Source organism: Streptomyces sp. NBC_00249 (assembly GCF_026342355.1).
GTDB lineage: Bacteria > Actinomycetota > Actinomycetes > Streptomycetales > Streptomycetaceae > Streptomyces.
Map to the genome: position 1 here is coordinate 230,384 of NZ_JAPEMV010000006.1, position 24,777 is coordinate 255,160.

The 24,777-nt window shown below is 74.8% G+C and carries 23 protein-coding genes and 2 pseudogenes; 14 read left to right on the forward strand and 11 right to left on the reverse strand.

Annotated elements, in window-relative coordinates; translation table 11 throughout:
* Positions 1-12: 12 nt before the first annotated feature.
* The 5 genes from OOK31_RS25905 to OOK31_RS25925 form a co-directional block, all read right to left on the reverse strand.
* Positions 13-1,185: a 3-deoxy-7-phosphoheptulonate synthase gene (locus tag OOK31_RS25905; protein ID WP_267089752.1), complete on the reverse strand. Its 1,173-nt coding sequence runs from the start codon at positions 1,183-1,185 to the stop codon at positions 13-15.
* Between the two features lie 286 nt (positions 1,186-1,471).
* Entirely contained in the window at positions 1,472-2,101 is a 630-nt protein-coding gene (locus OOK31_RS25910; RefSeq protein ID WP_267089753.1) for an NAD(P)H-dependent oxidoreductase, read from the reverse strand.
* Between the two features lie 95 nt (positions 2,102-2,196).
* Positions 2,197-3,717, reverse strand: coding sequence for a transposase (locus OOK31_RS25915; protein ID WP_267089754.1), 1,521 nt, complete (start codon positions 3,715-3,717; stop codon positions 2,197-2,199).
* A gap of 102 nt (positions 3,718-3,819) precedes the next feature.
* Positions 3,820-5,946, reverse strand: coding sequence for an AfsR/SARP family transcriptional regulator (locus tag OOK31_RS25920; protein WP_267089755.1), 2,127 nt, complete (start codon positions 5,944-5,946; stop codon positions 3,820-3,822).
* Positions 5,947-6,099: 153 nt separating this feature from the next.
* Complete coding sequence (locus OOK31_RS25925) at positions 6,100-6,693, reverse strand: histidine phosphatase family protein (RefSeq protein WP_267089756.1); 594 nt, start codon at positions 6,691-6,693, stop codon at positions 6,100-6,102.
* Between the two features lie 116 nt (positions 6,694-6,809).
* Between OOK31_RS25925 and OOK31_RS25930 the strand changes: the two genes are divergently transcribed.
* Complete coding sequence (locus OOK31_RS25930; protein ID WP_267089757.1) at positions 6,810-7,592, forward strand: YoaK family protein; 783 nt, start codon at positions 6,810-6,812, stop codon at positions 7,590-7,592.
* A gap of 76 nt (positions 7,593-7,668) precedes the next feature.
* Positions 7,669-8,361 carry an RNA polymerase sigma factor gene (locus OOK31_RS25935; protein WP_267089758.1) on the forward strand — a complete coding sequence of 231 codons (693 nt, stop codon included), beginning with the start codon at positions 7,669-7,671 and terminating at the stop codon, positions 8,359-8,361.
* Here the strand turns inward: OOK31_RS25935 and OOK31_RS25940 are convergent.
* The 3 genes from OOK31_RS25940 to OOK31_RS25950 are packed head-to-tail and all read right to left on the reverse strand — an operon-like array spanning position 8,246 to position 12,256.
* Entirely contained in the window at positions 8,246-9,298 is a 1,053-nt protein-coding gene (locus OOK31_RS25940; RefSeq protein ID WP_267090016.1) for a MerR family transcriptional regulator, read from the reverse strand. The two genes, OOK31_RS25935 and OOK31_RS25940, sit on opposite strands and share 116 nt — an antisense overlap.
* Positions 9,292-10,677: a deoxyribodipyrimidine photo-lyase gene (locus OOK31_RS25945; protein WP_267089759.1), complete on the reverse strand. Its 1,386-nt coding sequence runs from the start codon at positions 10,675-10,677 to the stop codon at positions 9,292-9,294. The genes OOK31_RS25940 and OOK31_RS25945 overlap by 7 nt, the downstream gene beginning before the upstream one ends.
* A 25-nt stretch (positions 10,678-10,702) precedes the next feature.
* Positions 10,703-12,256 (reverse strand): SDR family oxidoreductase, encoded by a 1,554-nt coding sequence (locus OOK31_RS25950; RefSeq protein WP_267089760.1) that lies wholly within the window; start codon positions 12,254-12,256, stop codon positions 10,703-10,705.
* Positions 12,257-12,600: 344 nt separating this feature from the next.
* Here OOK31_RS25950 and OOK31_RS25955 point away from each other — a divergent pair.
* From OOK31_RS25955 to OOK31_RS25995, 12 genes and pseudogenes are all read left to right on the forward strand, one after another.
* Positions 12,601-13,080, forward strand: a pseudogene (locus OOK31_RS25955) (hypothetical protein); the annotation flags it as partial.
* Positions 13,074-13,820 (forward strand): DUF1365 domain-containing protein, encoded by a 747-nt coding sequence (locus tag OOK31_RS25960; protein ID WP_267089761.1) that lies wholly within the window; start codon positions 13,074-13,076, stop codon positions 13,818-13,820. The pseudogene OOK31_RS25955 and the gene OOK31_RS25960, both read left to right, overlap by 7 nt.
* A gap of 54 nt (positions 13,821-13,874) precedes the next feature.
* Positions 13,875-13,928: pseudogene (locus tag OOK31_RS39565) on the forward strand (DUF1295 domain-containing protein); the annotation flags it as partial.
* A 54-nt stretch (positions 13,929-13,982) separates the two neighbouring features.
* A complete protein-coding gene (locus OOK31_RS25965; protein ID WP_249764881.1) occupies positions 13,983-14,462 on the forward strand; it encodes an Lrp/AsnC family transcriptional regulator in 480 nt (159 codons plus the stop codon).
* A gap of 46 nt (positions 14,463-14,508) precedes the next feature.
* A complete protein-coding gene (locus tag OOK31_RS25970) occupies positions 14,509-15,189 on the forward strand; it encodes an HAD family phosphatase (protein WP_267089762.1) in 681 nt (226 codons plus the stop codon).
* Between the two features lie 26 nt (positions 15,190-15,215).
* Entirely contained in the window at positions 15,216-15,290 is a 75-nt protein-coding gene (locus tag OOK31_RS39570; protein ID WP_353962696.1) for a hypothetical protein, read from the forward strand.
* Positions 15,291-15,419: 129 nt separating this feature from the next.
* Entirely contained in the window at positions 15,420-15,503 is an 84-nt protein-coding gene (locus tag OOK31_RS39575; protein WP_349817350.1) for a putative leader peptide, read from the forward strand.
* Between the two features lie 189 nt (positions 15,504-15,692).
* Positions 15,693-16,589 (forward strand): ABC transporter permease, encoded by an 897-nt coding sequence (locus OOK31_RS25975; protein ID WP_267089763.1) that lies wholly within the window; start codon positions 15,693-15,695, stop codon positions 16,587-16,589.
* Complete coding sequence (locus OOK31_RS25980) at positions 16,562-17,284, forward strand: ABC transporter ATP-binding protein (protein WP_267089764.1); 723 nt, start codon at positions 16,562-16,564, stop codon at positions 17,282-17,284. The genes OOK31_RS25975 and OOK31_RS25980 overlap by 28 nt, the downstream gene beginning before the upstream one ends.
* A gap of 83 nt (positions 17,285-17,367) precedes the next feature.
* Positions 17,368-18,429 (forward strand): ABC transporter substrate-binding protein, encoded by a 1,062-nt coding sequence (locus OOK31_RS25985; RefSeq protein ID WP_267089765.1) that lies wholly within the window; start codon positions 17,368-17,370, stop codon positions 18,427-18,429.
* Positions 18,429-19,529: an LLM class flavin-dependent oxidoreductase gene (locus OOK31_RS25990; RefSeq protein ID WP_267089766.1), complete on the forward strand. Its 1,101-nt coding sequence runs from the start codon at positions 18,429-18,431 to the stop codon at positions 19,527-19,529. Before OOK31_RS25985 ends, OOK31_RS25990 begins: the two co-directional genes overlap by 1 nt.
* 51 nt (positions 19,530-19,580) lie before the next feature.
* The gene (locus OOK31_RS25995) at positions 19,581-20,687 is read left to right on the forward strand and encodes an FAD-dependent oxidoreductase (RefSeq protein ID WP_267089767.1); all 1,107 of its coding nucleotides are present in this window, start codon (positions 19,581-19,583) and stop codon (positions 20,685-20,687) included.
* Positions 20,688-20,845: 158 nt separating this feature from the next.
* On the opposite strand, the gene OOK31_RS26000 is transcribed toward OOK31_RS25995, so the two are convergent.
* From OOK31_RS26000 to OOK31_RS26010, 3 genes are all read right to left on the reverse strand, one after another.
* Positions 20,846-21,772, reverse strand: a complete 927-nt coding sequence (locus OOK31_RS26000; RefSeq protein ID WP_267089768.1) for a hypothetical protein — start codon at positions 21,770-21,772, stop codon at positions 20,846-20,848.
* Between the two features lie 86 nt (positions 21,773-21,858).
* Positions 21,859-22,752 (reverse strand): endolytic transglycosylase MltG, encoded by an 894-nt coding sequence (mltG, locus tag OOK31_RS26005; RefSeq protein ID WP_267089769.1) that lies wholly within the window; start codon positions 22,750-22,752, stop codon positions 21,859-21,861.
* Between the two features lie 63 nt (positions 22,753-22,815).
* The gene (locus OOK31_RS26010) at positions 22,816-24,702 is read right to left on the reverse strand and encodes an ABC transporter ATP-binding protein (protein ID WP_267089770.1); all 1,887 of its coding nucleotides are present in this window, start codon (positions 24,700-24,702) and stop codon (positions 22,816-22,818) included.
* Between the last annotated feature and the right edge of the window lie 75 nt (positions 24,703-24,777).

The window sequence follows — 24,777 nt, forward strand, 5'->3', positions numbered from 1 at the left end:
CCGTGCCGGGCATCAGTAACTCCAGCTGGACACGACCGAGATGGCCTGTCCGGGGTTGAGTCGGGGGTCGCAGTGACTGGTGTAGAACTCGCCGACCCGCTCCACGGCGGAGGGGTCCGAGACGCATTCGGTGACGGCGTCGGGGGTGGTCTCCAGGTGGAAACCGCCGGCGACGCCGCCGGCCTCGGTGACGGCGAAGTGGAAGGCGACGGCCTCGCGTTCGACGGTGGCGACGTAGCGGGTCTTGTAGCCGTCGGGGGTGCTGACGGTGTTGCCGTGCATCGGGTCCGTCAGCCAGATCACCGGGTGCCCGGCCTCGCGTACGGCGGTGACGAGCGGCGGGAGGGCGTCGGGGAGGGCGTCGGCGCCCATGCGGGAGATGAGGGTGAGGCGGCCGGGCTCGCGGTGCGGGTCGAGGCGTTCGCACAGGGCGAGCAGCTCGGCGGTCGTCATGTTGGGGCCGACCTTGCAGGCGACCGGGTTGCTGACGCGGGAGAGCAGTTCGACGTGGGCTCCGTCGACCTGGCGGGTGCGTTCGCCGATCCAGGGCCAGTGGGTGGAGGCCAGCATCATGCCGCCCGCGCCGTCGGGGCGGAGCATGGACACCTCGTAGTCGAGGAGCAGGGCTTCGTGGCTGGTCCACACCTTGGCGTCGATGCCGGCGCCGGCCGCGCCGGAGCGCCAGCCGAGGTTGCGCATGACGTCGTCGGCGGCCATGTAGCCGGTGAGCAGCCGCAGCGGGTCGGGGCGGCGGCTGTCGGGGTCGGCCTCGGGACCGTTGACCATGTGGCCCCGGAAGACGGGCATTTCGACGCCGTCGACCTCTTCGGTGGGCTTCGAGCGCGGTTTGGCGTACTGGCCGGCGATCCGGCCGACGCGGAGCACGGGCTTGCCGGTGATCAGGCGCAGGGAGCCGGCGAGCAGGTCGAGGACGGCGGCCTTGCGGGAGACGTGGTCGGCGGTGCATTCGGCGGGGTCCTCGGCGCAGTCGCCGACCTGGACCACGTGGGCCTGGCCTGCGGCCACCCGGGCGAGCAGGCCGCGCAGGGTGCGGATGTCCTCGCCGTCGACCAGCGGGGCCCGGGCGAGGAGTTCCTCCCGTACCCGGTTCAGCTGGGCGGGGTCGTCCCAGTCCGGCTGCTGCAGCGCGGGTTTCAGCCGGATGCCGATATCGGCGTTGTCCACGGAGTTCCTCCGAGTAGATGGGCAGGGGCGCGCTCCGCGCGGACGGCGCGGCGCGGCAAGGGAGAGGAGGGAGGGAGGGTGCGGGGGCCCTGGCCGGGCGGGGAGTGTGCGTGGGGGCGGCGGGGACGGCCGCCGCCCCACCCCGGGCCGGGGGCGGTGCGCGGGGGACGGCGGGGACGGCCGCCGCCCCTGCTCGGGCCCGACCCGGGACTCCCGGGCCGGGAGGGGGCCGGGGAGCGGTCGCGGGGTCCTGCGGTGGGTGCGCGGCCCGGGGGCGCAGGCGGGGCTAGGACGCGGCGAGGCCCGTGCGGAGGGCGGTGGTGATCTCCACGGTGCGGCGGGCCTGGTACTCGATGGCGGCCAGGTTGTCGTCGGTGACGTTGCCGGCCTCGTTGCGCGAGACGCTGCTGACGCCGTACGGGTTTCCGTTGGTCGGGGCCAGCTGGATCGGGTCGGCGACGCCGGGCGGGACGATGATCGCGCCCCAGTGGTAGAAGGCGTTGTTCAGCGCGAGGAGGGTGCTCTCCTGGCCGCCGTGGAGGGTGGCGGTGGAGGTGAACGAGGACATCACCTTGTTCAGCAGCCCGCGCTTGGAGTGCAGCGGGAGGGTCTGGTCGATGAACTGCTTGAGCGAGGCCGCGGGGAGGCCGTAGCGGCCCGGGGTCCCCCACAGCACCGCGTCGGCCCATTCGAGGTCGTCGAGCGTGGCCTCGGGGACGTCGGCGACGGCGGCCAGGTGCTCGGCCCAGTTCGCGTTCCAGGTGTCGTTGCCCGGTACGACGGTCTCGGTGGTCAGTTCGGCGGTCCGGCGCAGCCGCACCTCGGCGCCCGCCTTCTCGGCGGCCGCCGCGGCGGCCACGGCGAGCTGGTGGACGTTCCCCTGCGAGGAGTAGTAGATGACGGCGACCTTGGTCATATCCGGGAATCCCTCGGTTCGTTCGGCTGGAATGCCCCGATCCTGTTCGAGGAGGCGGGCGCGGCCAACGGCTCGTCGGACGATCCGTCAACTGCTCAGCTCGCTAGGTCAGGTCGGTCCCCAAGGTCCGTCAGGTACCCCGCGCCGAGCCCCCCGGGGCGAACCGGATCGGTCAGGTCCGCCACGTCCCGGGGGACGCGCCTGGCCTGCGGCCGGCCGCTGAGGAGGGCTATGGCGTGCGCGGCGGAGGCGAGGGTGGCGTGCCGGTGCCAGCCGTTGAAGGAGCGGCCGGAGAAGTCCCGGATGCCGACCTGGTCGGCGACCTCGGTCAGGTCCCGTTCCACCCGGTGGGTGAGCCGGATCAGCTGGGTCAGTTCGGCGGGGCGCAGGCCCGTCAGGTCGGTGAGCCACAGCTCGGCCGGCCACTGCCCGTCGTCGGTGACGCCGAGCAGCAGCAGTTCCTCCGGGCGGCCGCCCGGACGGCCTCCGGGGAGGCGGGTGTCGGCGGTGAGGGTGGCGGCGACGGCGACCAGGGAGCCCGGGCCGCGCACGGCTCTCAGGTGCCCTGCCTGACCGGGCTGCGGCCCCTGCCGGGCGTGCCGGTCCGGCTGTCCGGGAACTCCCGGCAGGCCGGTCCGGCCCGGGGGACCGGCCTGGCCCGGCGCCTGCCTGCGGGGTTCCAGCTGGCGCATGTGCCAGGCGGTGGACATGATCTGCTGGGCGGTCATGCTGGCGCCGCGCCGGGGGAAGGTCGCTTCCAGCACGGTGAGGCGTACGGACGGGTCCACCCGCAGCAGCCAGGGGGTGCCGGCGGCCCGCAGCCGGTGCACGGTGGTCACGATGTCGGAGTGGCGCGCGTCCATGACCAGCGGCCGGACGGGCAGTCCGGAGCCCCTGATCATCTGGAGGTAGGCCTCGACCGAACACTGGGCGAGGCTTTCCTGGACGGTGGTGTCGGGGATGGAGGCCTGGTTGCGCCGGTTCTCGTCCTCCAGCCACCGCTGGGTCAGGTGGAGCCGCCAGTGCAGCGGGGAGCTCCAGTCGTCGGCGGCCGCCCAGACGCCCACCGCCTGCTGGGCGTTGATCACCTGGCCGAGTTCGGGTACGAAGCGCCGCTCGACCCCGACGGAGGTCTCCCCCGCCTTCGGGATGATCATGGGCTGCACCACGTACGCCTGGGGCGGCGCGACCCGTTCGATGTGCTGGGCCAGCGCCCGCCGGACCGGTGTCCAGTCCCAGGTGGAGCTGGAGATGAAGTGGTGCAGGCTCTGCTCGGCGGCGTCGCCGCCCAGCAGCGTCGCGATGTTCCTGATGGACTTGCGGCCCTCGGCGCCGAGCAGGCCCCGGACGTAGTGGATGGCCTTCACCCGCTGGTCGGTCCGGGGCATGGACGCGAAGAGGCCCGAGCACAGCTCGAACACCACCGCGTCCTGGCCGTCGGCGCGCCGGGCGCTCTCCGGGGCGGCGCATTCGCCGCCGTGGTCGGCGGTCCGCTGCTGCGGCCGTCCGGTGGCGGCCGCGGCCCCGTGGCCGGCGTTCCCGCCGGGGCCGTCGGCCGCGGCGACCGCGGCGGTGGTGCCGGTCGCGCTGTCGTGCCGCAGGATCGTGCTCCTCATGGAAGTCTCCCCTCCGGCCGGGGGGTCACCCCGGCCGGCCCGCCTGCCAGTGTCTGCGGGCGGCGGCCGCGGCGAAAACACGGCCTCCGCCAGGACGCAGCCTCAGGCCAGGCGACCAAGCGGAGGCAAAGGATCGGGAAATCCGGGTTCCGTGCCCCGGTGGCCCGCGTACGCGGCGACCGGCCCGGGAGCGGCCAGTGCCGCCCGTTCCCGTCCCGCCGGGTCCGCGTCGCCCATGAGCGCGAGGCGGATCAGCTCCGGGATCCGGAAGGTCGCCGACGCCGCTTCGGAGGCCGCGCTGTAGGTCAACGGCCCCAGTTCGACGGCGTGGTGGTCGAGCAGGATGCCCAGCACCTGTTCGGCGGAGTCCGTGGGGAGCCCCAGCAGCTGCGCCGCGTCACGGACGCCGAAGGTGCCCGTGACCGAGCGGCTCAGCACGGTCAGCGCCTCGCGCGCACGGCCGGGGAGCCTGGCGCAGGACTGCTCCACCCGGGCGAGGACGTCCCAGGTTCCTGCGCGCAGTTCTACCCGTCTTTGGCTCTCGTTGGCCAGTCGTTCGGCGAAATCGGTCGCCGACCACATCGGGCGGGCGTCGAGGGTCTCCCCCATCGCCCGGATCCCGAGCGGGACATGACCCATGAGCCGGACGATGCTCCGCACGGCGGCGGGATGGCCCGCGGCCCGCTCGGGCCCGATGACGGAGGAGAACAGCGCGGCTCCGTCGTCGGTGCTCATCGGCCCCACCGTCAGGTGCGCCGCGCCGGGCAGGCCGGGCAGCCGCACCCGCGAGGTGGCGATGACCGTGCTGCGGTCCCCGCCGGGCAGCAGCGGCAGGATCTGCCGCGCGGACGCCGCGTCCTCCAGGAGCAGCAGCAGGGCCCGGCCCGCGGTGTGGTCCCGGAACCGCCGGGCGAGTTCGTCCTCCGCCCAGCCGCCGGGGTCCCCGTCCGAGGTCGGTACGGAGTCCAGGTGCAGGTCGCGCAGGAAGGAACGCAGGATCAGGGTCGGGTTGAGAGGGGTCTCGCGGTCGCTGTGCAGGCGGGCGTACAGCTGGCCGTCGGGGAACCGGCCACTGAGCAGGTGGGCGGCGCGCACCGCGAGCACGCTCTTGCCCGCGCCGATGCCGCCGAGGACGGTGACGATGCGGGGCGCGGTGCGCCGCTCGGCGGCCTCGCCGGGGGTGGCCAGGGTGAGCAGCCGCTCCAGTTCCCGCCGCCGGCCGGTGAAGTCCGGGGTGTCGGGCGGCAGTTGGGACAGCCGGGGGATCGCGGGGGCGGCCGCCACGGCGGGCGCGGGCGGCACCTCCGCCGCCACCGGTGCGGGGGCCGCCTGGAGTCCGGGCGGGGCCACGGACCCGGGGGCGGGGTCGGGCTGCCCGGGCCGGGCGCCGCGCACCAGGTGCACGGGGGTCGGGACGCCCAGCGCGGGCGAGGCGCTCAGCACGTCCTGCTGGAGCTTGCGGACCCAGTCGGAGGGCTCGATGCCGAGTTCCCGTACGAGGTTGCGGCGCAGCCGGGTGAAGGCGTCGAGGGCGGTGGCTCGCTGCCCGGAGCGGTGCGCGGCGAGCACCAGGTCGGCGGCGAGCCGCTCGTTGAGCGGGTGTTCGGCGGTGAGCTGGCGCAGTTCGTCGAGCAGGGCGCCGTGCCGGCCGAGCTGGAGGTCGGCCTGGACGCGCATCTCCAGGGCGCTGATCCTGGTCGCCTCGATCCGGGTGACGCGGGCGGCGAGTTCCGGCCCGGCCGGTACGTCGGCGAAGGCGTCCCCCCGCCACAGGGCCAGGGCCTCGCGCAGGGCGCCGGCCGCCTCCTGGGCCCGCCCCGCGTCCAGGGCGGTCCGGGCGGTCGCGACCCGGCGCTCGAAGTCCCACAGGTCGACCTCCTCCGGGCGCAGCCGCAGCAGGTAGCCGTTCGTGCGGGTCTCCAGCCGTTCGGCGGTCTGGCGGCCGAGCGGCCGGTCCAGGGCGCGGCGCAGCTGGTACACGTAGGTCTGGACGGTCTTGCGGGCCAGCCGCGGCGGGTCCGTCTCCCAGAGCTCCTCGATCAGGGCGGAGAGCGGGACGGGCCGGCCGGCGCGCAGCAGGAGGACGGCCAGGACCCGCCTGACCTGCGGCGCGGTGGGCGTCCGGGAGGCTCCGTCGAGGCGTACGTCGAGGGGGCCGAGCACGCCGATCCGCAGCGCCGGCTCCCCGGGGGCGGCGGGATCCCGCGGGACCAGCGCGATGGACTCCATGGACGGCTCCTCTCTGCACGGTGTGCCCTGCCGGCCTGCCGCTTCGAAAACATACGCGAGTGGCGGTATATGTCCGGTCACTCCCCGCTATGGACTCGCTCGGGCCCCCTGGACAGCCGCCCGGGCCCCGGCCGGTGGGCGCCGACTGCCGCGTCAGGGGCGGGTGTTCCAGCCGGACACCACCGGAAGTCCGTGCTCCGTGGACAGCACGCTGACGGTTCCTGTACGCAGCAGGAAGAGCCTCCCGTCGGCCGGCGACAGGCCGAGGTAACGGGCCGTGAGCACGCGCAGGAAGTGTCCGTGGGCGACGAGCACGACGTCGCCCCGGTCGGCGCGCAGGACCTCGCCGACCCGGGCCAGGACCCGGTCGGCGCGGGCCCCGACCTGTGCCGCGCTCTCGCCGGGGTGGTGCGCGTCCCCCGGCGGGACGCCGTCGGTCCACAGCGACCAGGTGGGCCGGATGCGCTGGATCTCGGCGGTGGTCACGCCCTCGTAGCCGCCGTAGTCCCACTCGTGGAGGTCGGGCTCGGGAACTCCGTCGCCGAGTCCGGCGAGTTCGGCCGTGGCCACGGCCCGGCTGAGGGGGCTGGTCAGGACCAGGGCGGGGTGCCGGTCGCGGAAGAAGGGGGCCAGGGAGACCGCTTCCTCGACCCCGTACGCGGTCAGGGGCACGTCGGTCAGTCCCGTGTGGCGCCCGTTGGCGCTCCATGCCGTCTCACCGTGCCGTACAAGCATCAGATCACTCATGTTCCGGACCTTAGACGGCCGGGCCGGGAGGGCCCGTCCGGGCGGAGTGCGGCATGTCGGCGGCGGGCCGGCGGGGCGATCGTGTCACTGTCGGGCGTCATGAACGGTCGGGCGTCATGAACACGGGTGCGACGGGTGCCACAGGTGCGGCGGACGGGGCGGACGGGGCGGGCGGGGCGGAGGCGGCCTGCTCACCCGCGCCCTCGCGGGCGTACCTGACCCTCCCGCTGCTGGTGCTGACCTGGGTGACCGGGCTGATCGAGGCGGTCAGCCTGCTCGCGCTGGGGCCGGTCTTCACCGCGATGCAGACCGGCAACGTGCTCTTCCTGTCCTTCGGCGCCGCCCACCAGGGCGATCTGCCCGCGCTCGCCCCGGCGCTCTCGCTGGCCTCGTTCGCCGCCGGGGCGGTGTGCGCGGCCCGGCTGGAGGCCGCCGCCGAGTCGCGGGGGCGGCACTGGTTCGTGCTGGGCCTGCTCGTCGAGGCGGCGCTGATCCTGGTCGCGGCGGGCATCGGCTGGGGTCTGGAACCCCGCTACGGGGCGCCGGCCTCCCGGCACCTGCTGGCGGCGGCCGTGCTGGCGCTGGCCATGGGCTTCCGCAACATCACGAGCATGCGGGTCAACCTGCCCGGGGTGCCGACCACCCTCGTCACCCGGTCCATGACGGCCTTCCTCGGCGGTTCGGCCCTGGGCCACGACAGCGCCTTCGGGTACGGGACGGGCGGCGGCTGGGGGCGGCGGGCCTGGGCGGTGTCCGCGATGTTCGTCGGCGGGTGCACGGGGGCGCTGCTGGTGCGGGCGGGCCTGACGGTGAACTGGCTGCTGCTGCCCGCCGCCGTGCTGGTGCTGACGGTGGCCCTGACCCACCGGAAGGGGCCCGCGCTGCGCTCCGGCCGCTGACGGCTCCGCCCGCGAACAATTCGCTGCGAAAACGATGCAACTTGGCTCCCGATCCCGCCCTCGCGAGGCTCGTGCCATGGACGACCACCCCGCGACGGCCCGTGCCACCACCGCCCTCGCCGCGGCCCCGGACACCGCGCCCGCGCCCGCCCCCGAGAGCGCCCTCGGCGCCGGTTTCGCGGCGGGCGACGAGGCCTGCGTGGAGGCGGTCTACCGGCGCTGGCGGCCCCTCGTTCACTGCCTGGCCCGGCGCGCCCTGGGCGACGACCGCGAGGCCGAGGACGTGACCCAGCAGGTGTTCCTCGCGGCCTGGCGGGGCCGGCGCGGCTACCGCCCCGGGCCGGGCGGGTTCGGGGCCTGGCTCACCGGCATCACCCGCCACAAGGTCGCCGACGCCCTGGAGGCCCGCACCCGCCGCACCCGCGCCGTGGCGGCGGCCGCCGCGGTGGCCGCGCACGGCGTCCCCCCGCTCGCCGACGGCCCCGGCCCCGCCGCCGGGCGGCCCGAGGCGGAACAGGTCCTGGACCGGGTCCTGGTCCTCGGGGAACTGGCCCGGCTGCCGTCCGCGCAGCGGCGCGTCCTGTGCCTGGCCTTCTACGCCGACCTGACCCAGAGCCAGATCGCCGACCGCACCGGGCTCCCGCTGGGCACCGTCAAGAGCCATATGAGGCGGGCGTTGCGCGTCCTGCGCCGGTCGATGGAGCCGGGCCCTGGGCGGGCGGGCCAGGGGCGGCCGGGCCCGGAGCCCGCACGAGCAGCGCCTCGATGACCTCGATCCCGGAACGCAGCGCGAACAGCCGTTCCGTGCGCGGCCCCTGGGGCTGCGCACCCCAGCCGGGCCCCGCGAGGAGCAGCGCGGAGTGGCCGCGCGCCCCGCGCAGCCCCCATTCGATGCCGGCGACCGAGCGGGCGAGGGCGTGGTCGGCGGTGGTCCGGGACTGCGACCAGAGCACCGCGGCACGCGGCCCCGTACGCCGTACCGCGTCACGCAGGGCCTCCGCGGGCAGGGCGGCGCCGAACATCCGTACCGGCAGGCCCCGTTCGCCGAGGGCCGCGGCCAGCGCCTCCACGGGCAGGCTGTGCAACTCCCCCGGCGTGCACGCGAGGAGCACCGGGGGCTCCGCCGTGCGCTGCGGCGCGGGCCGGATCCGGTGCAGGGCGGCGGAGACGTGCCAGGACAGCAGGTGCTCCACCTCCACGTAACGCTCCCCCGCCGACGCCCACTTGCGGCCCACGGCGTGCAGGGTCGGCGCGATGACCTCCTCCCACGCCGTGACGAGGCCGTGCCCGGCCAGGGCGGAGTCGAGCAGGTCGGCCACGGCCGGCGCGTCCAGGCGTACGGCGGCCCGTGCGAGCCCCCGGGCCTCCGGCCGTACCTCCCCGAGCGGGAGGGCGCCGGGCCCGCCCGGCGTCACGGCCGCCGCACGGGTCACGGCGGGGGCGCCGGGAGCTCCGCCGAGCGCGGCCCGCGCCGCCTCGGACGGGGGTACGCCCCGCGCGGTGAGCCGGCACATCTCCTCCAGCCGGGCGATGTCCTGCGGGGTCCAGCGGCGGTGCCGGCCGTCCTCCCGGCGGGCCGGGCCGATGGCGTAGCGGCGCTCCCAGGAGCGCAGGGTGGTCGGGGAGACCCCGAGGCGGCGGGCGACGGCGCCCGTGCTCAGGGCGGGTGCGGGGGGCGGCGGCGCGGGGTCCACCCGGCTCACGATACGGCGCCGGGGCGGCCCCGGCGGAGGCGTTCGAGGCCGTCGGCGAGCCCGCACAGCGGTTCGGGGTAGTCGTAGCGGGCCCGCTCCGGGGTCGGCAGCCGCCAGGGCTCGTGCACGCGGGGCGCGGGCAGCCCGGCGAGCTCGGGCACCCAGCGGTGCACGTACGCGCCGTCGGGGTCGAAGCGCAGGCCCTGGCGGACGGGGTTGAGGACCCGGTTGGGGCGGGTGTCGGTGCCGGTGCCGGCCACCCACTGCCAGTTGAGCTGGTTGTTGGCGAGGTCGCCGTCGACGAGGAGGTCCAGGAAGTGGCGGGCTCCGGTGCGCCAGTCCACGTAGAGGGTCTTGGTGAGGAAGCTCGCGGCCAGCAGCCGGGCCCGGCCCGGCATCCAGCCCTCGTGGCGCAGCTGGCGCATGGCGGCGTCGACCACCGGGTAGCCGGTGCGGCCGTCCTGCCAGGCCCGGACCTCCTCCTCGGCGGCGGGTCCGGTGCGCCAGCGGTCCTGGCGGCCGCGGTAGTCGCGGGTGGCGGCCCCGGGGCGGGCGGCGAGGACCTGGTGGTGGAAGTCGCGCCAGCACAGCTGCCGTACGAAGGCCTCCGCGCCGGGGCCGCCGGCCGCGCGGGCGCGGTGCACGGCCTCGGTGGGCGAGAGGGTCCCGAAGTGCAGGTGCGGGGAGAGCCGGGAGGTGGCGTCGGCGGCCAGGTCGTCGCGGGTGTCCTCGTAGCGGGCGATGCCGGAGCGCAGCCAGCCGGTCAGCAGCCGGCGGGCCTCGCGCTCCCCGCCGCGCGCCAGGCCCGGGGAGACCCCGGCGGTGGCGGAGCGGCGGGGCGGCTCCTCGGAGCCGATGCCCGCGGGGACGCGTACGGCGCGGGGGGCGGCGGCCACGGGCCGCAGGGGCAGGGCGCTCCAGTGGCGCAGGTAGGGGGTGAAGACGGCGAAGTGGTCGGAGCCGGAACCGGCCGGGAGGACGGCTCCGGGCGCCACCGCCGTGACGACCGTGTCGTGGACGTACAGCCGCCGCCCCCGGGCCTCCAGGGCGGTGCGCAGCCGCTCCTCCCGGGCCTGGGCGTAGCCGCTCACCCCGGCCGCCATGTGCACCTCGTCGGCGTCGGTCTCCTGGACGAGGGCGCAGACCTCGGCGACGGCGTCGCCGGAACGCAGCACGAGGCGGCCGCCTCGGTCGCGCAGCGCGGCGTCGAGGTCGGCGAGGCAGTCGGCGAGGAAGGCGAGCCGGTTGGGCGGGGCGAAGCCGGCGGCCTCGACGGCCCGGTCGCGGACGAAGAGCGGGACCACCTGGTCGCAGGAGGAGAGGGCGGCCCGCAGCGGCGGATGGTCGTGCAGGCGCAGGTCGGAGGTGTACAGGACGACGGCGATGTTCATGGGGCTCGGCTCCGTGTCAGGCGGCCTATGGGCGACGGCTGTCGCCCGGTACTTCGCCGCCGGGCCCCGCACCGGATGCGGCCTGGGACCGCTCGGCGGCACGGGCGATGTTGCGGGCCATGCCGCCGAAGACGACGGCGTGGAAGGGCGACACGCTCCACCAGTACAGGTGACCGAGCAGGCCGTGCGGATGGAACAGGGCCCGCTGCCGGTACCGCGCCCGTGGCGCGGGCCCGGAGCCGGGGTCGGCGGGGGTGTCCGTGGCGTGGAGTTCCAGCCAGGCAAGGCCCGGGAGCCGCATCTCGGCGCGCAGGCGCAGCAGGCGGCCCGGTTCGATCTCCTCGACCCGCCAGAAGTCGAGGGAGTCACCCACCCGCAGCCGGGTCGCGTCCCGCCGTCCGCGCCGGATGCCGACGCCGCCGACGAGCCGGTCCAGCCAGCCGCGTACGGCCCAGGCGAGCGGGAAGGAGTACCAGCCGTTCTCCCCGCCGATGCCCTCGACGACCTGCCACAGCGCGGCCCGCGAGGCCTCGACGGTCAGCTCGCGTTCGTCGGTGTAGAGGCTGCCGCCCGCCCAGTCGGGGTCGGTGGGCAGGGGGTCGCTGGGCGCGCCCGGCACGGAGGCGGAGGACCAGCGGGTGGCCACCTGGGCCTCCCGCACCCGCTGGAGGGCCAGCGCGAGGGCCTCGTCGAAGCCGATCGGGGCGCCGGGCGGGTCGGGCACGTAGGCGGCGATGTCGTGCTCGTCGCAGACGACCTCGTGCCGCAGGGATTCGGCGAGCGGCCGGGCGAGCCCCCTCGGGACGGGGGTGACCAGGCCGATCCAGTGGCTGGACAGGCGCGGCGTGAGCATCGGGACGCGCAGGATCAGCCTCCGGGGCAGCCGGGCGACGGCGGCGTAGCGGCGCATCATCTCCTCGTACGTGACCACGTCGGGGCCGCCGATGTCGAAGGCCCGGCTGACGTCGGGCGGCATGGCGGCGCTGCCGACGAGGTAGCGCAGGACGTCCCGGACGGCGACGGGCTGGATCCGGGTGCCGACCCAGCTGGGGGTGACCATGACGGGCAGCCGCTCGGTGAGGTAGCGCAGCATCTCGAAGGAGGCGGACCCGGAACCGATGATGACGGCGGCGCGCAGCACGGTCGTCGGGACTCCGGAGGCGAGGAGGATGCCGCCGACCTCGGCGCGGGAGCGCAGGTGCGGGGAGAGCGCGCGGGCCGGTACGTCCGTGGGGGTGAGTCCGCCGAGGTAGACGATCCGGCGGACACCGGCGGCGCGGGCTTCGCGGGCGAAGATCAGGGCGGCCGAGCGGTCGCGTTCCTCGAAGCGGGGGCCGGTGCCGAGGGCGTGGACGAGGTAGTAGGCGACGTCGATGCCGCGCAGGGCCCCGGCGACGGACGCGGCGTCGGTGACGTCCCCGCGCACCACCTCGGCGCGGCCGGCCCACGGGTGGTCGCGCAGCCGCTCCGGGGAGCGGGCCAGGCAGCGGACGCGGTGTCCGGCGTCGAGGAGCTCGGGCACCAGCCGGCCGCCGATGTAGCCGGTGGCCCCGGTGACCAGACAGTGCAGACCGGCCATGGACGTCTCCGCTCCTCGTGGCCCCGCCGGGCCGTTCGGCTCCGCTCGTACCTGATCATGTCCGGGCGCGGACCGCCCCCGGACCACGCCGCGGCCCCGCCCGCGAAGGCCCTTCCTCGATGTTTTCGGCCCGGCGGACGCTCCCGGATGCACCGCCGCGCACGCGTCACCCCTTGCGGAACTCCGCGCGGCCATTTCACCCCCGCACACATCCGCCGCCCCTCCGGCTCCGAAGCAACAGCGACGGAGGGAGCGGGATGACCGGACGAGGACGACCGCGCACGGCCGTGATCGGCGGGGGCGTGGCGGGGCTGACGGCGGCGTACGTGCTGGCCGGGAGCCAGTCGGTGGGCGGCTCCCCGCGCTGGCGGACGGTGGAGGGCGGTTCGCGGCGGTACGTGGAGCTGCTGCGGGAGCGGCTGGACACGGTGTACTGCGCGACCGTGCTGCACACCGACACCTCGGTGCTGCCGCGTGCGGCCGGGGCGCGGGCGTGCTGGAACTGCCGGCTGTCGGGCTGCGGGCCCGACGACGCACGGATCAGGGTCAGTTACGACATGAACCGGCTGCAGGGCCTGGACGGTCCGGGGCGGTACGTGGTCACGCTGAACGCGGGCGAACGGGTGCGCCCGGACCGGGTGATCGCCGAGATGGACTACGAACACCCCGCCCACACCCCGGAGTCGGTGGCCGCGCAGCGGCTGCTGCCCGCCCTGTCCGGCCCGGTGACGGCCTTCGCCGGGGCGTACCACGGCTGGGGCTCCCACGAGGACGGCTGCCGCTCGGGCGTGGAGGCGGCCGCCGCGCTGGGGGTGCGGTGGTGAGGCCCGCGCTCTACGAGGCGGAGGTCCGGCACGTGCGTTCGGGCGGGCACCGCTACGCGCTGCGGCACCGTACGTACCTGTGGCTGGTCGACCTCGACGAACCGCCCCGGCTGCCGGGCCCGTTGGGCGTGCTGGCCCGGTTCGAGGCGCGGGACCACTTCGGGGGCGGACTGCCGACGATCCGGGCGGGCCTGGACGCCTTCCTGCGGGCGCGCGGGGCGGGGCTGCCGCCGGGGTCGCGGGTGCTGATGCTGGCGCACGCCCGGGTGTTCGGGTACGTCTTCAACCCGCTCACCGTGTACTGGTGCCACGGCCCCGACGGGGCGCTGCGGCAGGTGGTGGCCGAGGTGCACAACACGTACGGCGAACGGCACTGCTACCTGTTGGGGCCGGAGACGGCCTCGGATCCGGACCGGGCCCGCCGGGTGCCCAAGGAGTTCCACGTCTCGCCGTTCCTCGAGGTGGACGGGGAGTACCGGATGCGGCTGCCGGAGCCGGACGGCCGGCTCGACCTGACGGTGCAGCTGGCGGGCGGGGCGGACGGCGCCCGGCTGACCGCGACGGTGCGCGGCGGGCGCCGGCCCGCGGGGCTGCCGGGTGTGCTGCGCGCGGCCCTGCGCCATCCCTGGCCGACCGCCGCCGTGGCGCTGGCCGTCCGGTTCCACGGCGTGCGGCTGTGGCTGCGCGGGCTGCCCGTGGCGCCGCGCCCCCGACACGTACCCCAGGAGGGTGTGAAGTGACGCTGACGACGGTGACCGCGCTTCCGGCCGGCGCGGCGGGCGCCGGCGACGCGGCATCCGAACCACTTCGGGGACTTCTGCCTCTGGTGGAGCCTCTACCTGGTCGGCTGCGGGCCGGGTGAGGCGAGCGGTCCGCGAGGGGACCATTGGTACAGTCCTGGCATGGCGGTGGACGAGCTCGACACCCGGATCCTGCGCCTGCTGATCGAGCAGCCGCGTACCAGCGTGCGCGAGTACGCCCGGATCCTGGGGGTGGCGCGCGGCACCCTCCAGGCCCGCCTGGACCGGCTGGAACGTACCGGGGTGATCACCGGTACCGGTCCGGTCCTCTCCCCCGCGGCGCTCGGCCATCCGGTACTGGCCTTCGTGCACATCGAGGTCACCCAGGGCCACCTGGACGAGGTGGGCGACGCCCTCGCCTCGGTCCCCGAGATCATCGAGGCGTTCTCCATCACGGGCGGCGGGGACCTGCTGACCCGGGTGGCGGCACGGGACAACGCCCACCTGGAGGACGTGATCCAGCGGCTGATCCGGCTCCCGGGCGTGGTCCGCACCCGTACCGAGGTCGCCTTGCGCGAGCGCGTCGCGCACCGGCTGCTGCCCCTCGTCGAATCGGTGGGCCGGGCGGCGCGCAAACCCTGACAAGATGGTCGGGACAGGTACACGACCGGCAGGACGGGCACAGCGGATGATTTCCGTCATATTCGATCTCGACGGCACCCTCGTGGACAGCGAGCCGAACTACTACGAGTCGGGCCGCCGCACCCTGGAGCGGCACGGCGTCCCCGACTTCACGTGGGAGCAGCACTCCCGCTTCATCGGCATCGGCACCCTGGAGACGCTGGAGGTCCTCAAGGAGCGGTACGGCCTGCGGGCCCCGGTGGAACAGCTGCTGGCGGAGCAGAACGCCGCCTACCTGGAGCTGGCCCGCACCCGCACCGAGGCCTTCCCGGAGATGCGCGCCTTCGTCGAGCGGCTGCACACCGAGGGCGTCCCCATGGCGGTGGCCTCCGGCTCCTCGCGCGAGGCGATCGACGCCGTCCTGGAGGGCACCGGTCTGGACGCGCTGCTGACCACGGCGGTCTCCGCGGAGGAGGTCCCGCACGGCAAGCCGGCCCCGGACGTGTTCCTGGAGGCGGCCCGCCGGCTCGGCACCCCGCCGGCCCGCTGCGTGGTCGTCGAGGACGCGGCGCCCGGCGCGCTGGCGGCCCGGGCGGCGGGCATGGACTGCGTGGCCGTGCCGTACGTGACGGCCACCGCCGACGACCCGGCCTTCGCGTCGGCGGGGCTCCTCTTCCCGGGCGGCCAGCCCGAGTTCCGCGCGGCCACGGCCCACGCCTGGCTGACCGCCCGCCGCGCCACCGTCTGACGGGCAGCCGTCTGACGGGCAGCCGTCTGACGGGCAGCCGTCTGACGGGCAGCCGTCTGACGGGCAGCCGTCTGACGGGCAGCCGCCGCACCCGCACCTGACGAACCGCCACCGCGCCGGCCGCACGGCCGGCGCGGCCCGGACACCCGGTGTCCCAATATCGGAGACAGAACGTCCAGTCGGCGAGACGCCATTGACCGGTACACGGCCGGATGGCTACGTTCTGCCGCATGTTGCGTTCAGCCCTGCTCACCACGCGCGGTCACATCGACCTGCTGCGGGTGGCCTCCGCCGCGTGTCGCCGCGGCTGCTGACGCCCTTTTCCTTCCGGTACGACGAGCGCTCGGCGCTCGCCTTCCGCGCACCCCGAACTCCCTGAACTCCCCTTCCACACCCGCCCCGTGACCGGGCGCGCCGCCCCGCCCTGACGGCGGGCGGCCCGGCCGGGGGGGCGGAGCGGTGGCGTGCGCTTCCCCTGACTTCTCCCCTTCCGTGGAGCCTCCATGACCATCGGCCACGCCCCACCCGACATATCCCCTAAATCAGGATCAGAGCCTGCTGTCGAAGCGGCCGCCGTACCGCCTCCCGAGCCCTTCCCCTCGCTCGTGCCCGTCGTACCGGCCTCGGCGCGCCGCCGGTCCGTGCCCCGCTGGCTGCGCCGGACCACCGGTCCGCTGCTGCTGCTCGCGCTGTGGCAACTGGCCAGCACCTTCGGGGTGTTGCCCGCCGACACGCTCGCCCCGCCGTCGACCATCGCGACCGCCGGGGCCCGCCTCGTCGCGGACGGGACCCTGCCCGCGGCGATGGGCATCTCCCTCCAGCGGGTCGCGATCGGCCTGCTGCTCGGCGGGACGGTGGGGACGGCTCTCGCGCTGCTGTCCGGGCTGTCGCGGCTCGGCGAGGACCTGATCGACGCGAGCGTGCAGATGCTGCGCACCGTCCCGTGGGTCGGTCTCATTCCGCTGTTCATCATCTGGATGGGCATCGGGGAGGCCCCCAAGGTGGCGCTGATCGCCCTCGGCACGGCCTTCCACCTCTACCTCAACGTGTACGCCGGCATCCGGGGCGTGGACGAGCAGCTCATCGAGGCGGGCGGGGCGCTGGGGCTCGGTCGGTGGGGTCTCGTACGACACGTGGTGCTGCCGGGCGCGCTGCCCGGGTTCATGACCGGGCTGCGGTACTCGCTCGCCACGGCCTGGCTGGCCCTGGTGTTCGGGGAGTCCATCAACGCCGACGCCGGCATCGGGTTCCTGATGAACCAGGCGCGCGAGTTCTTCCGTACCGACGTGATCGTGGTCTGCCTCGTCGTCTACGCCTTCCTCGGCCTCTCCGCCGACCTCGTCGTCCGCGCTCTCGAAAGGCTGCTGCTCCAATGGCGACCGACCTTCACGGGGCAGTGATCCCGCAGACCGCCGTACGGGCCCGGGGGCTGACCCGCGCCTTCGACGGACGGGCGGTCATCGACGGGCTCGACCTGACCCTGCGGGCCGGGGAGTTCACCGTCCTCCTCGGCCGCAGCGGCTGCGGGAAGTCCACGCTGCTGCGCGTCCTGGCCGGCCTCGACCGGGACATCGAGGGCGAGGTGCTGGTCCCGGAGCGGCGGGCGGTGGCCTTCCAGGCGCCCCGGCTGATGCCGTGGAAGCGGGTCTGGCGCAACGTCCTGCTCGGGCTGCCGGGCCGCCCCGAACGCGAGCGCGCCGAACGCGCCCTGGCCGAAGTGGGCCTGGAGCACCGGACCGACGCCTGGCCGAAGACCCTGTCGGGCGGGGAGGCGCAGCGGGCCTCGCTGGCCCGGGCGCTGGTGCGCGAGCCCGATCTGCTGTTGCTGGACGAGCCGTTCGGCGCCCTGGACGCCCTGACCCGGATCAAGGCCCAGCAGCTGGTGGCCGAGTTGTGGCAGCGCCGCGGCTGCGCCGTGCTGCTGGTCACGCACGACGTCGACGAGGCCGTGCTGCTCGCCGACCGCGTCCTGGTGATGGACCAGGGGCGGATCTCCTGCGACGTCCCGGTGCCGCTGGAGCGGCCGCGTACGGTCGGCGACCCCCGGTTCGCCGAGCTGCGCGCCCGGCTGCTCGCCGAACTCGGCGTCGTCTGAGGCCCGTTCCCCCTTTCCCCCTCCCGGCGCACCCCGCCCCTCCCTCCGCATGCCCGCTCCCCACGAGATCGAAGAGAACCGACATGAGACGCTCCTCCCTGCCCCTGCCCCTGCCCCTGCTCGCCGCCCTGCTCCCCCTGTCCCTGGCCCTGACCGCGTGCGGCGGTTCCGCCGACGGCGCGGCGGCGAGCTCGAAGGACCGCGCCGGGAGCGGCGCCGCCGGCGGGGCCGAGGTCACGCTGAGCATCGGGGACCAGAAGGGCGGCTACGAGTCGCTGCTGCGGGCGGCCGGTGAGCTGGACAACCTCGACTACACGGTCAAGTGGTCCACCTTCACCTCGGGCCCGCCGCTGCTCGAGGCGGTCAACGCCAAGGCCGTGGACATCGGCGGGGTCGGCAACACCCCGCCCGTGTTCGCCGCGGCCGCCAAGTCGAAGATCACCGTGGTGGGCGCGACGCACGGCTCCTCGGCCGGGGAGGCGATCCTCGTGCCCAAGGACTCCCCGCTGAAGTCCCCCGCCGAGCTGCGCGGGAAGAAGATCGCGGTGGCGCAGGGCAGTTCGGCGCACTTCCAGCTGATCGCGAGCCTCCAGCAGGCCGGGCTGGCGCCCGCAGACGTGCAGATCACCCTGCTCCAGCCGGCCGACGCGCTCGCCGCCTTCAACAGCGGCAAGGTCGACGCCTGGGCGGTCTGGGACCCGTACACCTCCCAGGTGCTGCGCGCCGGCGCCCGGGTCCTGACCAGCGGCGAGGGGCTCGTCAACGGTCTGGGCTTCCAGGTCGCCTCGCCCGCCGCCCTTCAGGACGCGGCGAAGAGCAAGGCGATCGCCGACTACCTCAAGCGGCTCCAGCGCGCCCAGGACTGGGTGTTCGAGCACCCGGAGGAGTGGGCCAAGGTCTGGTCGAAGGAGACCGGCCTGCCGTACGAGGTGGCCCTCGACTCCGTGAAGCGCAGCAACGGAACCCGTGTCGCGGTCGCCGTCGACGACGCGGCCGTGGCCTCCGAGCAGAAGATCGCCGACACCTTCGCCGACCTGAAGCTGATCCCCGGCAAGGTCGTCTTCAAGGACTTCGTGGACACCCGCTTCAACCGTGACCTGCCGCCCTCCACCACCGCCGCCCGCGCGTACGGGAAGGACTCCTGATGACCGTCCGACTGCACTGGTTCCTGCCCACCGGCGGCGACGGCCGTACCCTCGTGGACCGGCACGCCTACGCCCACAACCGGGCCGCGGCCGGGGTGCGCCCACCGGACGTCGAGTACCTGGCCCAGATCGCCAAGGCCGCCGAACAGCTCGGCTTCGAGGCGGTGCTGACGCCGACGGGCACCTGGTGCGAGGACGCCTGGCTGACCACGGTGGCGCTCGCGCAGCACACCGAGCGGCTGAAGTTCCTGGTGGCCTTCCGCCCCGGGGTGATCTCGCCGACGCTCGCGGCGCAGATGGCGGCGACCTACCAGCGGATCACCCGCGGCCGGCTGCTGCTCAACGTGGTGACGGGCGGGGACTCCGCGGAGCAGCGGCGGTTCGGGGATCACCTGGACCACGACCGGCGCTACGAGCGCACCGCCGAGTTCCTGTCCGTCGTCCGGGGCGTGTGGGGCGGGGAGCCGTACGACTTCCGGGGCGAGCACTACCGGATCGACGGCGGGCTGACGGCGCTGCCGCCGGACCCGCTGCCGGAGATCTTCTTCGGGGGTTCCTCGGCGGCGGCCGGCCCGGTGGCCGCCGAGCACGCGGACGTGTACCTGACCTGGGGCGAGCCCCCGCAGCAGGTGAAGGAGAAGATCGACTGGATCCGTGCGCTGGCCGAGGAGCGGGGGCGGACGGTCCGGTTCGGCATCCGGCTGCACACCATCTCGCGGGACTCGGCGAAGGAGGCCTGGGGCGCGGCGGACCGGCTGCTCGGGGACCTCTCCGACGCGGACATCGCCACCGCGCAGTCCCTGCTGGGTGTGAGCGAGTCGGTCGGGCAGCAGCGGATGCTGGCCCTGCACGGCGGCTCGCGGGAGGGGCTGGAGATCTCCCCGAACCTGTGGGCGGGCGTCGGCCTGGTCCGCGGGGGTGCCGGTACGGCCCTGGTCGGCAGCCACGGGGACGTGGCGGACCGGATCGAGGAGTACCACGCGCTGGGGATCGAGAACTTCGTCCTGTCGGGCTACCCGCACCTGGAGGAGGCGTACTGGTTCGGCGAGGGGGTGACTCCCGAGCTGGCGGCGCGCGGCCTGCTGGCGCCCCGGGCCTGACCGGCCGGGAAGATCTCGCCGCACCACCGGGTTGGTAGAACCGTGAACGACATGGCGCGGGTCGGGGAGGACACGGTGGGCACGGTGGCAGCGGCGGACGTGGACGTGGTGGTCGTCGGCGCCGGGCAGGCGGGCCTGTCCAGCGCCTACCACCTGGCACGGGCCGGGATCGGCCACGTGGTCCTGGACCACGCGCCGCGCCCGGGCGGGGCCTGGCAGTTCCGCTGGCCGTCGCTGACCTACGGCAAGGTGCACGGGATGCACGCGCTGCCCGGCATGGAGCTCGTGGGCGCCGATCCCCTGCGGCCCTCGTCGGAGGTGATCGGGGAGTACTTCGCGGCCTACGAGGAGCGGTTCGGCCTGCGCGTACGCCGCCCCGTGGACGTCACCGCCGTCCGCGACGGGGGCGGCGGCCCGGCGGGACGGCTGCTCGTGGAATCGGCGTCCGGCAGCTGGTCGGCGCGGGCGCTGATCAACGCCACCGGCACCTGGGACCGGCCGTTCTGGCCGCGCTATCCGGGCCAGGAACTGTTCCGGGGCCGCCAGCTGCACACCGCGAACTACCCGGGGCCGGGCGAGTTCGCCGGGGCCCGGGTCGTGGTCGTCGGCGGCGGCACCTCGGCGGTACAGCACCTGCTGGAGATCGCCGGGGTGGCGGCGCGGACCACCTGGGTGACCCGCCGGCCGCCCGTGTTCCGCGAGGGCGGCTTCGGCGAGGCCGACGGCCGTGCGGCGGTGGCCCGCGTCGAGGAGCGGGTACGCCAGGGGCTGCCCCCGCAGAGCGTGGTCAGCGTGACCGGGCTGGCCCTGACCGACGCCGTGCGGGCCGGACTGGACTCCGGGGTGCTGGAGCGTCGGCCCGTCTTCGACCGGATCACCCCGACCGGGGTGGCCTGGGCCGACGGGCGGCGCGTGGACGCCGACGTGATCCTGTGGGCCACCGGGTTCCGGGCCGCCGTCGACCACCTGGCGCCGCTGCGGCTGCGCGAGCCGGGCGGCGGGATCCGGATCGAGGGGACCAGGGCGGTGCGCGACGAACGGGTCCACCTGGTGGGGTACGGCCCGTCGGCCTCCACCATCGGCGCCAACCGCGCGGGCGGCGCCGCCGTCCGCGAGATCCGCCGCCTGCTGGCCCGCGTCCCGGCAGACGCGGCCTGAGCTCCCTGGGGCCTGTCGTCAAACTCGCGTCGTCGACGGGGCAGACGGGAGTTTGACGACAGGCCCCAGGCCGTGGATCGGCGTCTTGGGAGCGGCGCCCTCTGTCCGACGGCACCTCAGCTGAGCTGACGCGGAAGACCCACGTCCGGCACACGGGCCTACGGCGTCTCCTGGTCGTCGACGGGGAAGCTGCGGTCGGGCAGGTCCGCCGCCGCGGCCTCGGCGGTCGGGTACACGTAGCCCACCCCGTCGCGCACCCGTAGCTCCGGCTCCGTCCAGTTCTCCTCCGGGCCGGGCACGAACAGGTACGTCCTGCCGCGCTCGGCGTCGTGGACCAGGAGCGAGACGATCGCGTAGAGCCAGTCGCCGATGTCGGCGAGCCCCTGCGCCGGATGGTCGTCGGGGCCGCCGGTCTGGATGACGTAGAAGCGGTCCCCGTGCCAGTAGCCGCCGTTGTCCAGCCACTCCCCCTCGCCCACCGCCACGCCGTCCACCCACAGCCGTGCCTCGGCCGGGCCGTCACGCAGCAGGAGCACCGCGCGGTGGCGGTCGCCCCGGGTGAGGTCGACGCGGATCTGGTGCGGGGTCATCAGGTCGATGAAGTCGCTGCACGCCCCGGGGGTGGGCCCGTACCGGTACTTCAGGACCCCGTCGGCGGGCGGCGGCTCAGCCTCCTGGGCGCAGATCCCGGGTTCCTTGCAGGACCGGTCCGAGCGCCGGGTGCAGCCCAGGCCCAGGGCGGCGAGATCGCGGGGCGCGGCCGCGGACAGCAGCTCGGCCAGCCGCTCGCGGTAGCGGTCCGCGCCGACGAGGGCGGTGATCTCGCTCTCGCGGTACCACCACAGGAGCAGGTCGATCCCGTGCGGGGAGCGGGCCAGCCACTCCTGCCACTCCGCCACGCGCGGGCCCCAGTGCTCGGCCGCCCGCTCGCGTGCGGCCCGGGCCGCCGCCTGCTCGGCGTCCTCCCGGGTCGTGGCCGCCTCGGCTACCGGTTCGTGCGCCGGGGTTGGCTCCGCCGGCGTCTCGGCCGGGGCGGGCGTCGCCGCCGGACGCCGCGCCTTTGTCTTCGTCCATGGCCAGTTCACCACGCACCCCCGGGGAAGGACCCGCCTCCGGGCGGCGGCGGCCGGCTGCCGATCGTAGGGCCGGGAGCGGGCGGGGCGCCTCTCGTTTACCGTCCGGGCCGCGGGGGTTCGGCGGGCGGCGGTCCGGCGCGGGCGCGGGGCGGGGTACCGGCGGCGGCGCGGAGCCGGTTGAACTCCGCCACGTGCTTCTTGTGTTCCTCGTAGGTGGCGGAGAAGCGGGTGTCGCCCGGTTTGACGGTGACGAAGAAGAGCCAGTCCCCGGGCGTCGGCGCGACCGCCGCCGCCATGGCCCGGAGGCCGGGGTTGTCGATGGGGGTGGGGGGCAGGCCCTGGCGTTCGTAGGTGTTGAAGGGGTGGTCGATGCGGGTGTCGGCGAGTGTGGTGTCGACGGTGGTGCGGTTCAGGGCGTAGTTGAGGGTGGAGTCCATCTGGAGGGGCATCGAGCGCGCCAGCCGGTTGTGCACCACGCGGGCGACCTTGCCCATGTCCGCCGGGCTGTCGGCCTCCGCCTCGATGATGCTGGCGAGGGTGGCCGTCTGGTACGGGGTCATCCCGTGGGCCTTGCCGCCGTCGGTGACGGCCCTGGTGGCGAGCTTCTGGTTGGCCGTGCGGACCATGAACGTGAGCAGTGTGGCCGGGGTGGACTTCGCGGTCACCGGGTACGTCGCCGGGAAGAGGAAGCCCTCCGGGTTGCCCTTGGCCTCGGCGGGCAGGGCCAGCCCGGACGTGCGGGCGGCCGCCTTCGTGGAGCCCGCGGGGAGTTTCAGCTCGCGGTCGACGGCGGCGTAGACCTGCGGGGCCCGCCAGCCTTCGGGGATCAGCAGCTGTCGCGGTTTCTCCGGCGGCGGCTGGGTGGGCAGGAGCGGTATCAGGACGGCGGCCCCGAGCCCTAGCCCCAGCAGCGTGCCGAGGAAGAGCGCCAGGCGGCCGCGGCGGGTGAGCCGGGAACGTCGCTGTGGCGGCAGGTACTCATGACGCATACGGGCACGCTAACCCGCATACCACCTGATTCCGGGCATCTCACCCTCCCGCCTGTCATACGATCACACGTTCACCGGAGTCGGAGTCGGGGTCGATGTCGGAGCCGAGGGCGGGGTCGAGGTCGACTCGGGCAGCAGCGCGGCGTCCCGGTCCCGGCGGACGAGTGCGGCGTATCGGCCTCCGGCGCCCAGCAGTTCCTCGTGCGTCCCGCGCTCGGCTATCCGCCCGCCGTCCAGCACCACGATCTGGTCGGCGTCCCGGACGGTGGAGAGGCGGTGCGCGATGGTGATGGTCGTACGGCCCCGGGAGAGGTTGTCGATGGCCTGCTGTACGGCGTGCTCGGTACGGGTGTCGAGGGCACTGGTGGCCTCGTCGAGGATGAGCACGGGCGGGTCGCGCAGGATGGTCCGGGCGATGGCCAGGCGCTGCTTCTCGCCGCCGGAGAACCGGTAGCCGCGCTCGCCGACCAGGGTGTCGTACCCGTCGGGCAGGGACGCGATGTGCTCGTGGATCTGGGCCGCGCGGGCCGCCTCGGCGATCTCCTCGTCGGTGGCGTCGGGCTTGGCGAAGCGCAGGTTGTCGGCGACGGAGGCGTGGAAGAGGTAGGTCTCCTGGGAGACCACGCCTATGGAGCGGGCCAGCGAGTCGAAGTCGAGGTCGCGCACGTCCACCCCGTCGAGGGCGACGCGGCCGCCGGTCACGTCGTACAGCCGCGGCACCAGGTAGCTCAGCGTGCTCTTGCCGGAGCCGGTCGGGCCGACCACCGCCAGGGAGCCGCCGGCCGGGACGGTGATGTCGATGCCGGTGAGCGTGGGGCCGTTCTTGGCCTCGTAGGCAAAGTGCACGTCCTCCAGGCGGACCTCGCCCCTGGCGCGGTCCAGTTTCACCGGGTCCTGCCGTTCGGTGATGTCCACGGGCAGGTCGAGGTACTCGAAGATCCGGGCGAACAGCGCGAGCGAGGTCTGGATCTGCACACCCGTCGACAGCAGGCTCACGGCGGGCCGGAACAGGCCCTGCTGGAGGGTGACGAAGGCGACGAGGGTGCCGACGGAGAGCGAGGGGGCGCCCGTCTGGAGGGCGATGCCGGCGGCCCAGTAGATGAGCGCGGGCATGGCGGCCATGACGATGCCGATGGTGGACATCCGCCAGCGCCCGGCCATGCTGGAGCGCACCTCGAGTCCGACGAGCTTCTCGGACTCCTCCGAGAAGGCGGCGGTGAGGGATTCCGAGCGGCCCATGGTGCGGCCGAGCAGGATGCCGCTCACCGAGAGGGACTCGGTGACGGTGGCGGCCATGGCGGCCATCTGGCGCTGCCGCTGCATGGTGATCTTCTTGCGCTCGCGGCCGACCCTGCGGCTGATCCACACGAAGACGGGCAGCAGGAGCAGGGAGACGAGGGTGAGCCGCCAGTCCAGCGCCAGCATCGCGACCACGGAGGCGATCACGGCGGTCAGGTTCGACACGAGCGAGGTCGCGGTCGAGGTGACGGTGGCCTGCATGCCGCCGATGTCGTTGGCTATCCGGGACTGCACCTCGCCGGTGCGGGTGCGGGTGAAGAAGGCCAGCGGCATGCGCTGGAGCTGGGCGTACACGGCGGTGCGCAGGTCGTGCATGACGCGCTGGCCGACCGTGGTGGAGATCAGGGTCTGGAGGACGCCGAAGACGCTGGTCACGACCGCGGTGAGGATCATGCCGAGGGCGAGCAGGCTGAGCAGCCCGGTCCGGCCCTGGGGGATCGCGACGTCCAGGATCTCCTTGAGCAGGAACGGCGAGGCCACGCCGACCAGCGAGGAGGCGGCGACCAGGACGCCGACGACGGCGAGCCGGCCACGGTAGGGCCGGAACAGACCCACGATGCGGCGCAGCTCGCGCGGGCGGTCCGCCGGAGCCGGACGGGAGGGGTCGAGGGCTTCGTTCGATGGCGTCCACTTCGGTTCTTCGGGGCGCATGGGCCTCCTTCTGACGAGACTCCGATGAGCTTAGCTCATTGTTACCTATGCTCACAATGAATCCGGTCCTGGTAC

Excerpts from the sequence above, each read along its gene's own strand:
- OOK31_RS25965 (WP_249764881.1), top strand. The coding sequence starts at position 13,983 with ATGGCGGTGGACGAGCTCGACACCCGGATCCTGCGCCTGCTGATCGAG.
- OOK31_RS25990 (WP_267089766.1), top strand. The coding sequence starts at position 18,429 with ATGACCGTCCGACTGCACTGGTTCCTGCCCACCGGCGGCGACGGCCGT.
- OOK31_RS25970 (WP_267089762.1), top strand. The coding sequence starts at position 14,509 with ATGATTTCCGTCATATTCGATCTCGACGGCACCCTCGTGGACAGCGAG.
- OOK31_RS25975 (WP_267089763.1), top strand. The coding sequence starts at position 15,693 with ATGACCATCGGCCACGCCCCACCCGACATATCCCCTAAATCAGGATCA.
- OOK31_RS25920 (WP_267089755.1), bottom strand. The coding sequence starts at position 5,946 with ATGGAGTCCATCGCGCTGGTCCCGCGGGATCCCGCCGCCCCCGGGGAG.
- OOK31_RS25980 (WP_267089764.1), top strand. The coding sequence starts at position 16,562 with ATGGCGACCGACCTTCACGGGGCAGTGATCCCGCAGACCGCCGTACGG.
- OOK31_RS26010 (WP_267089770.1), bottom strand. The coding sequence starts at position 24,702 with ATGCGCCCCGAAGAACCGAAGTGGACGCCATCGAACGAAGCCCTCGAC.
- OOK31_RS25935 (WP_267089758.1), top strand. The coding sequence starts at position 7,669 with ATGGACGACCACCCCGCGACGGCCCGTGCCACCACCGCCCTCGCCGCG.
- OOK31_RS25915 (WP_267089754.1), bottom strand. The coding sequence starts at position 3,717 with ATGAGGAGCACGATCCTGCGGCACGACAGCGCGACCGGCACCACCGCC.
- OOK31_RS25910 (WP_267089753.1), bottom strand. The coding sequence starts at position 2,101 with ATGACCAAGGTCGCCGTCATCTACTACTCCTCGCAGGGGAACGTCCAC.
- OOK31_RS39575 (WP_349817350.1), top strand. The coding sequence starts at position 15,420 with ATGTTGCGTTCAGCCCTGCTCACCACGCGCGGTCACATCGACCTGCTG.
- mltG (WP_267089769.1), bottom strand. The coding sequence starts at position 22,752 with ATGCGTCATGAGTACCTGCCGCCACAGCGACGTTCCCGGCTCACCCGC.
- OOK31_RS25945 (WP_267089759.1), bottom strand. The coding sequence starts at position 10,677 with ATGAACATCGCCGTCGTCCTGTACACCTCCGACCTGCGCCTGCACGAC.
- OOK31_RS25930 (WP_267089757.1), top strand. The coding sequence starts at position 6,810 with ATGAACACGGGTGCGACGGGTGCCACAGGTGCGGCGGACGGGGCGGAC.
- OOK31_RS25925 (WP_267089756.1), bottom strand. The coding sequence starts at position 6,693 with ATGAGTGATCTGATGCTTGTACGGCACGGTGAGACGGCATGGAGCGCC.
- OOK31_RS25985 (WP_267089765.1), top strand. The coding sequence starts at position 17,368 with ATGAGACGCTCCTCCCTGCCCCTGCCCCTGCCCCTGCTCGCCGCCCTG.
- OOK31_RS25995 (WP_267089767.1), top strand. The coding sequence starts at position 19,581 with ATGGCGCGGGTCGGGGAGGACACGGTGGGCACGGTGGCAGCGGCGGAC.
- OOK31_RS25950 (WP_267089760.1), bottom strand. The coding sequence starts at position 12,256 with ATGGCCGGTCTGCACTGTCTGGTCACCGGGGCCACCGGCTACATCGGC.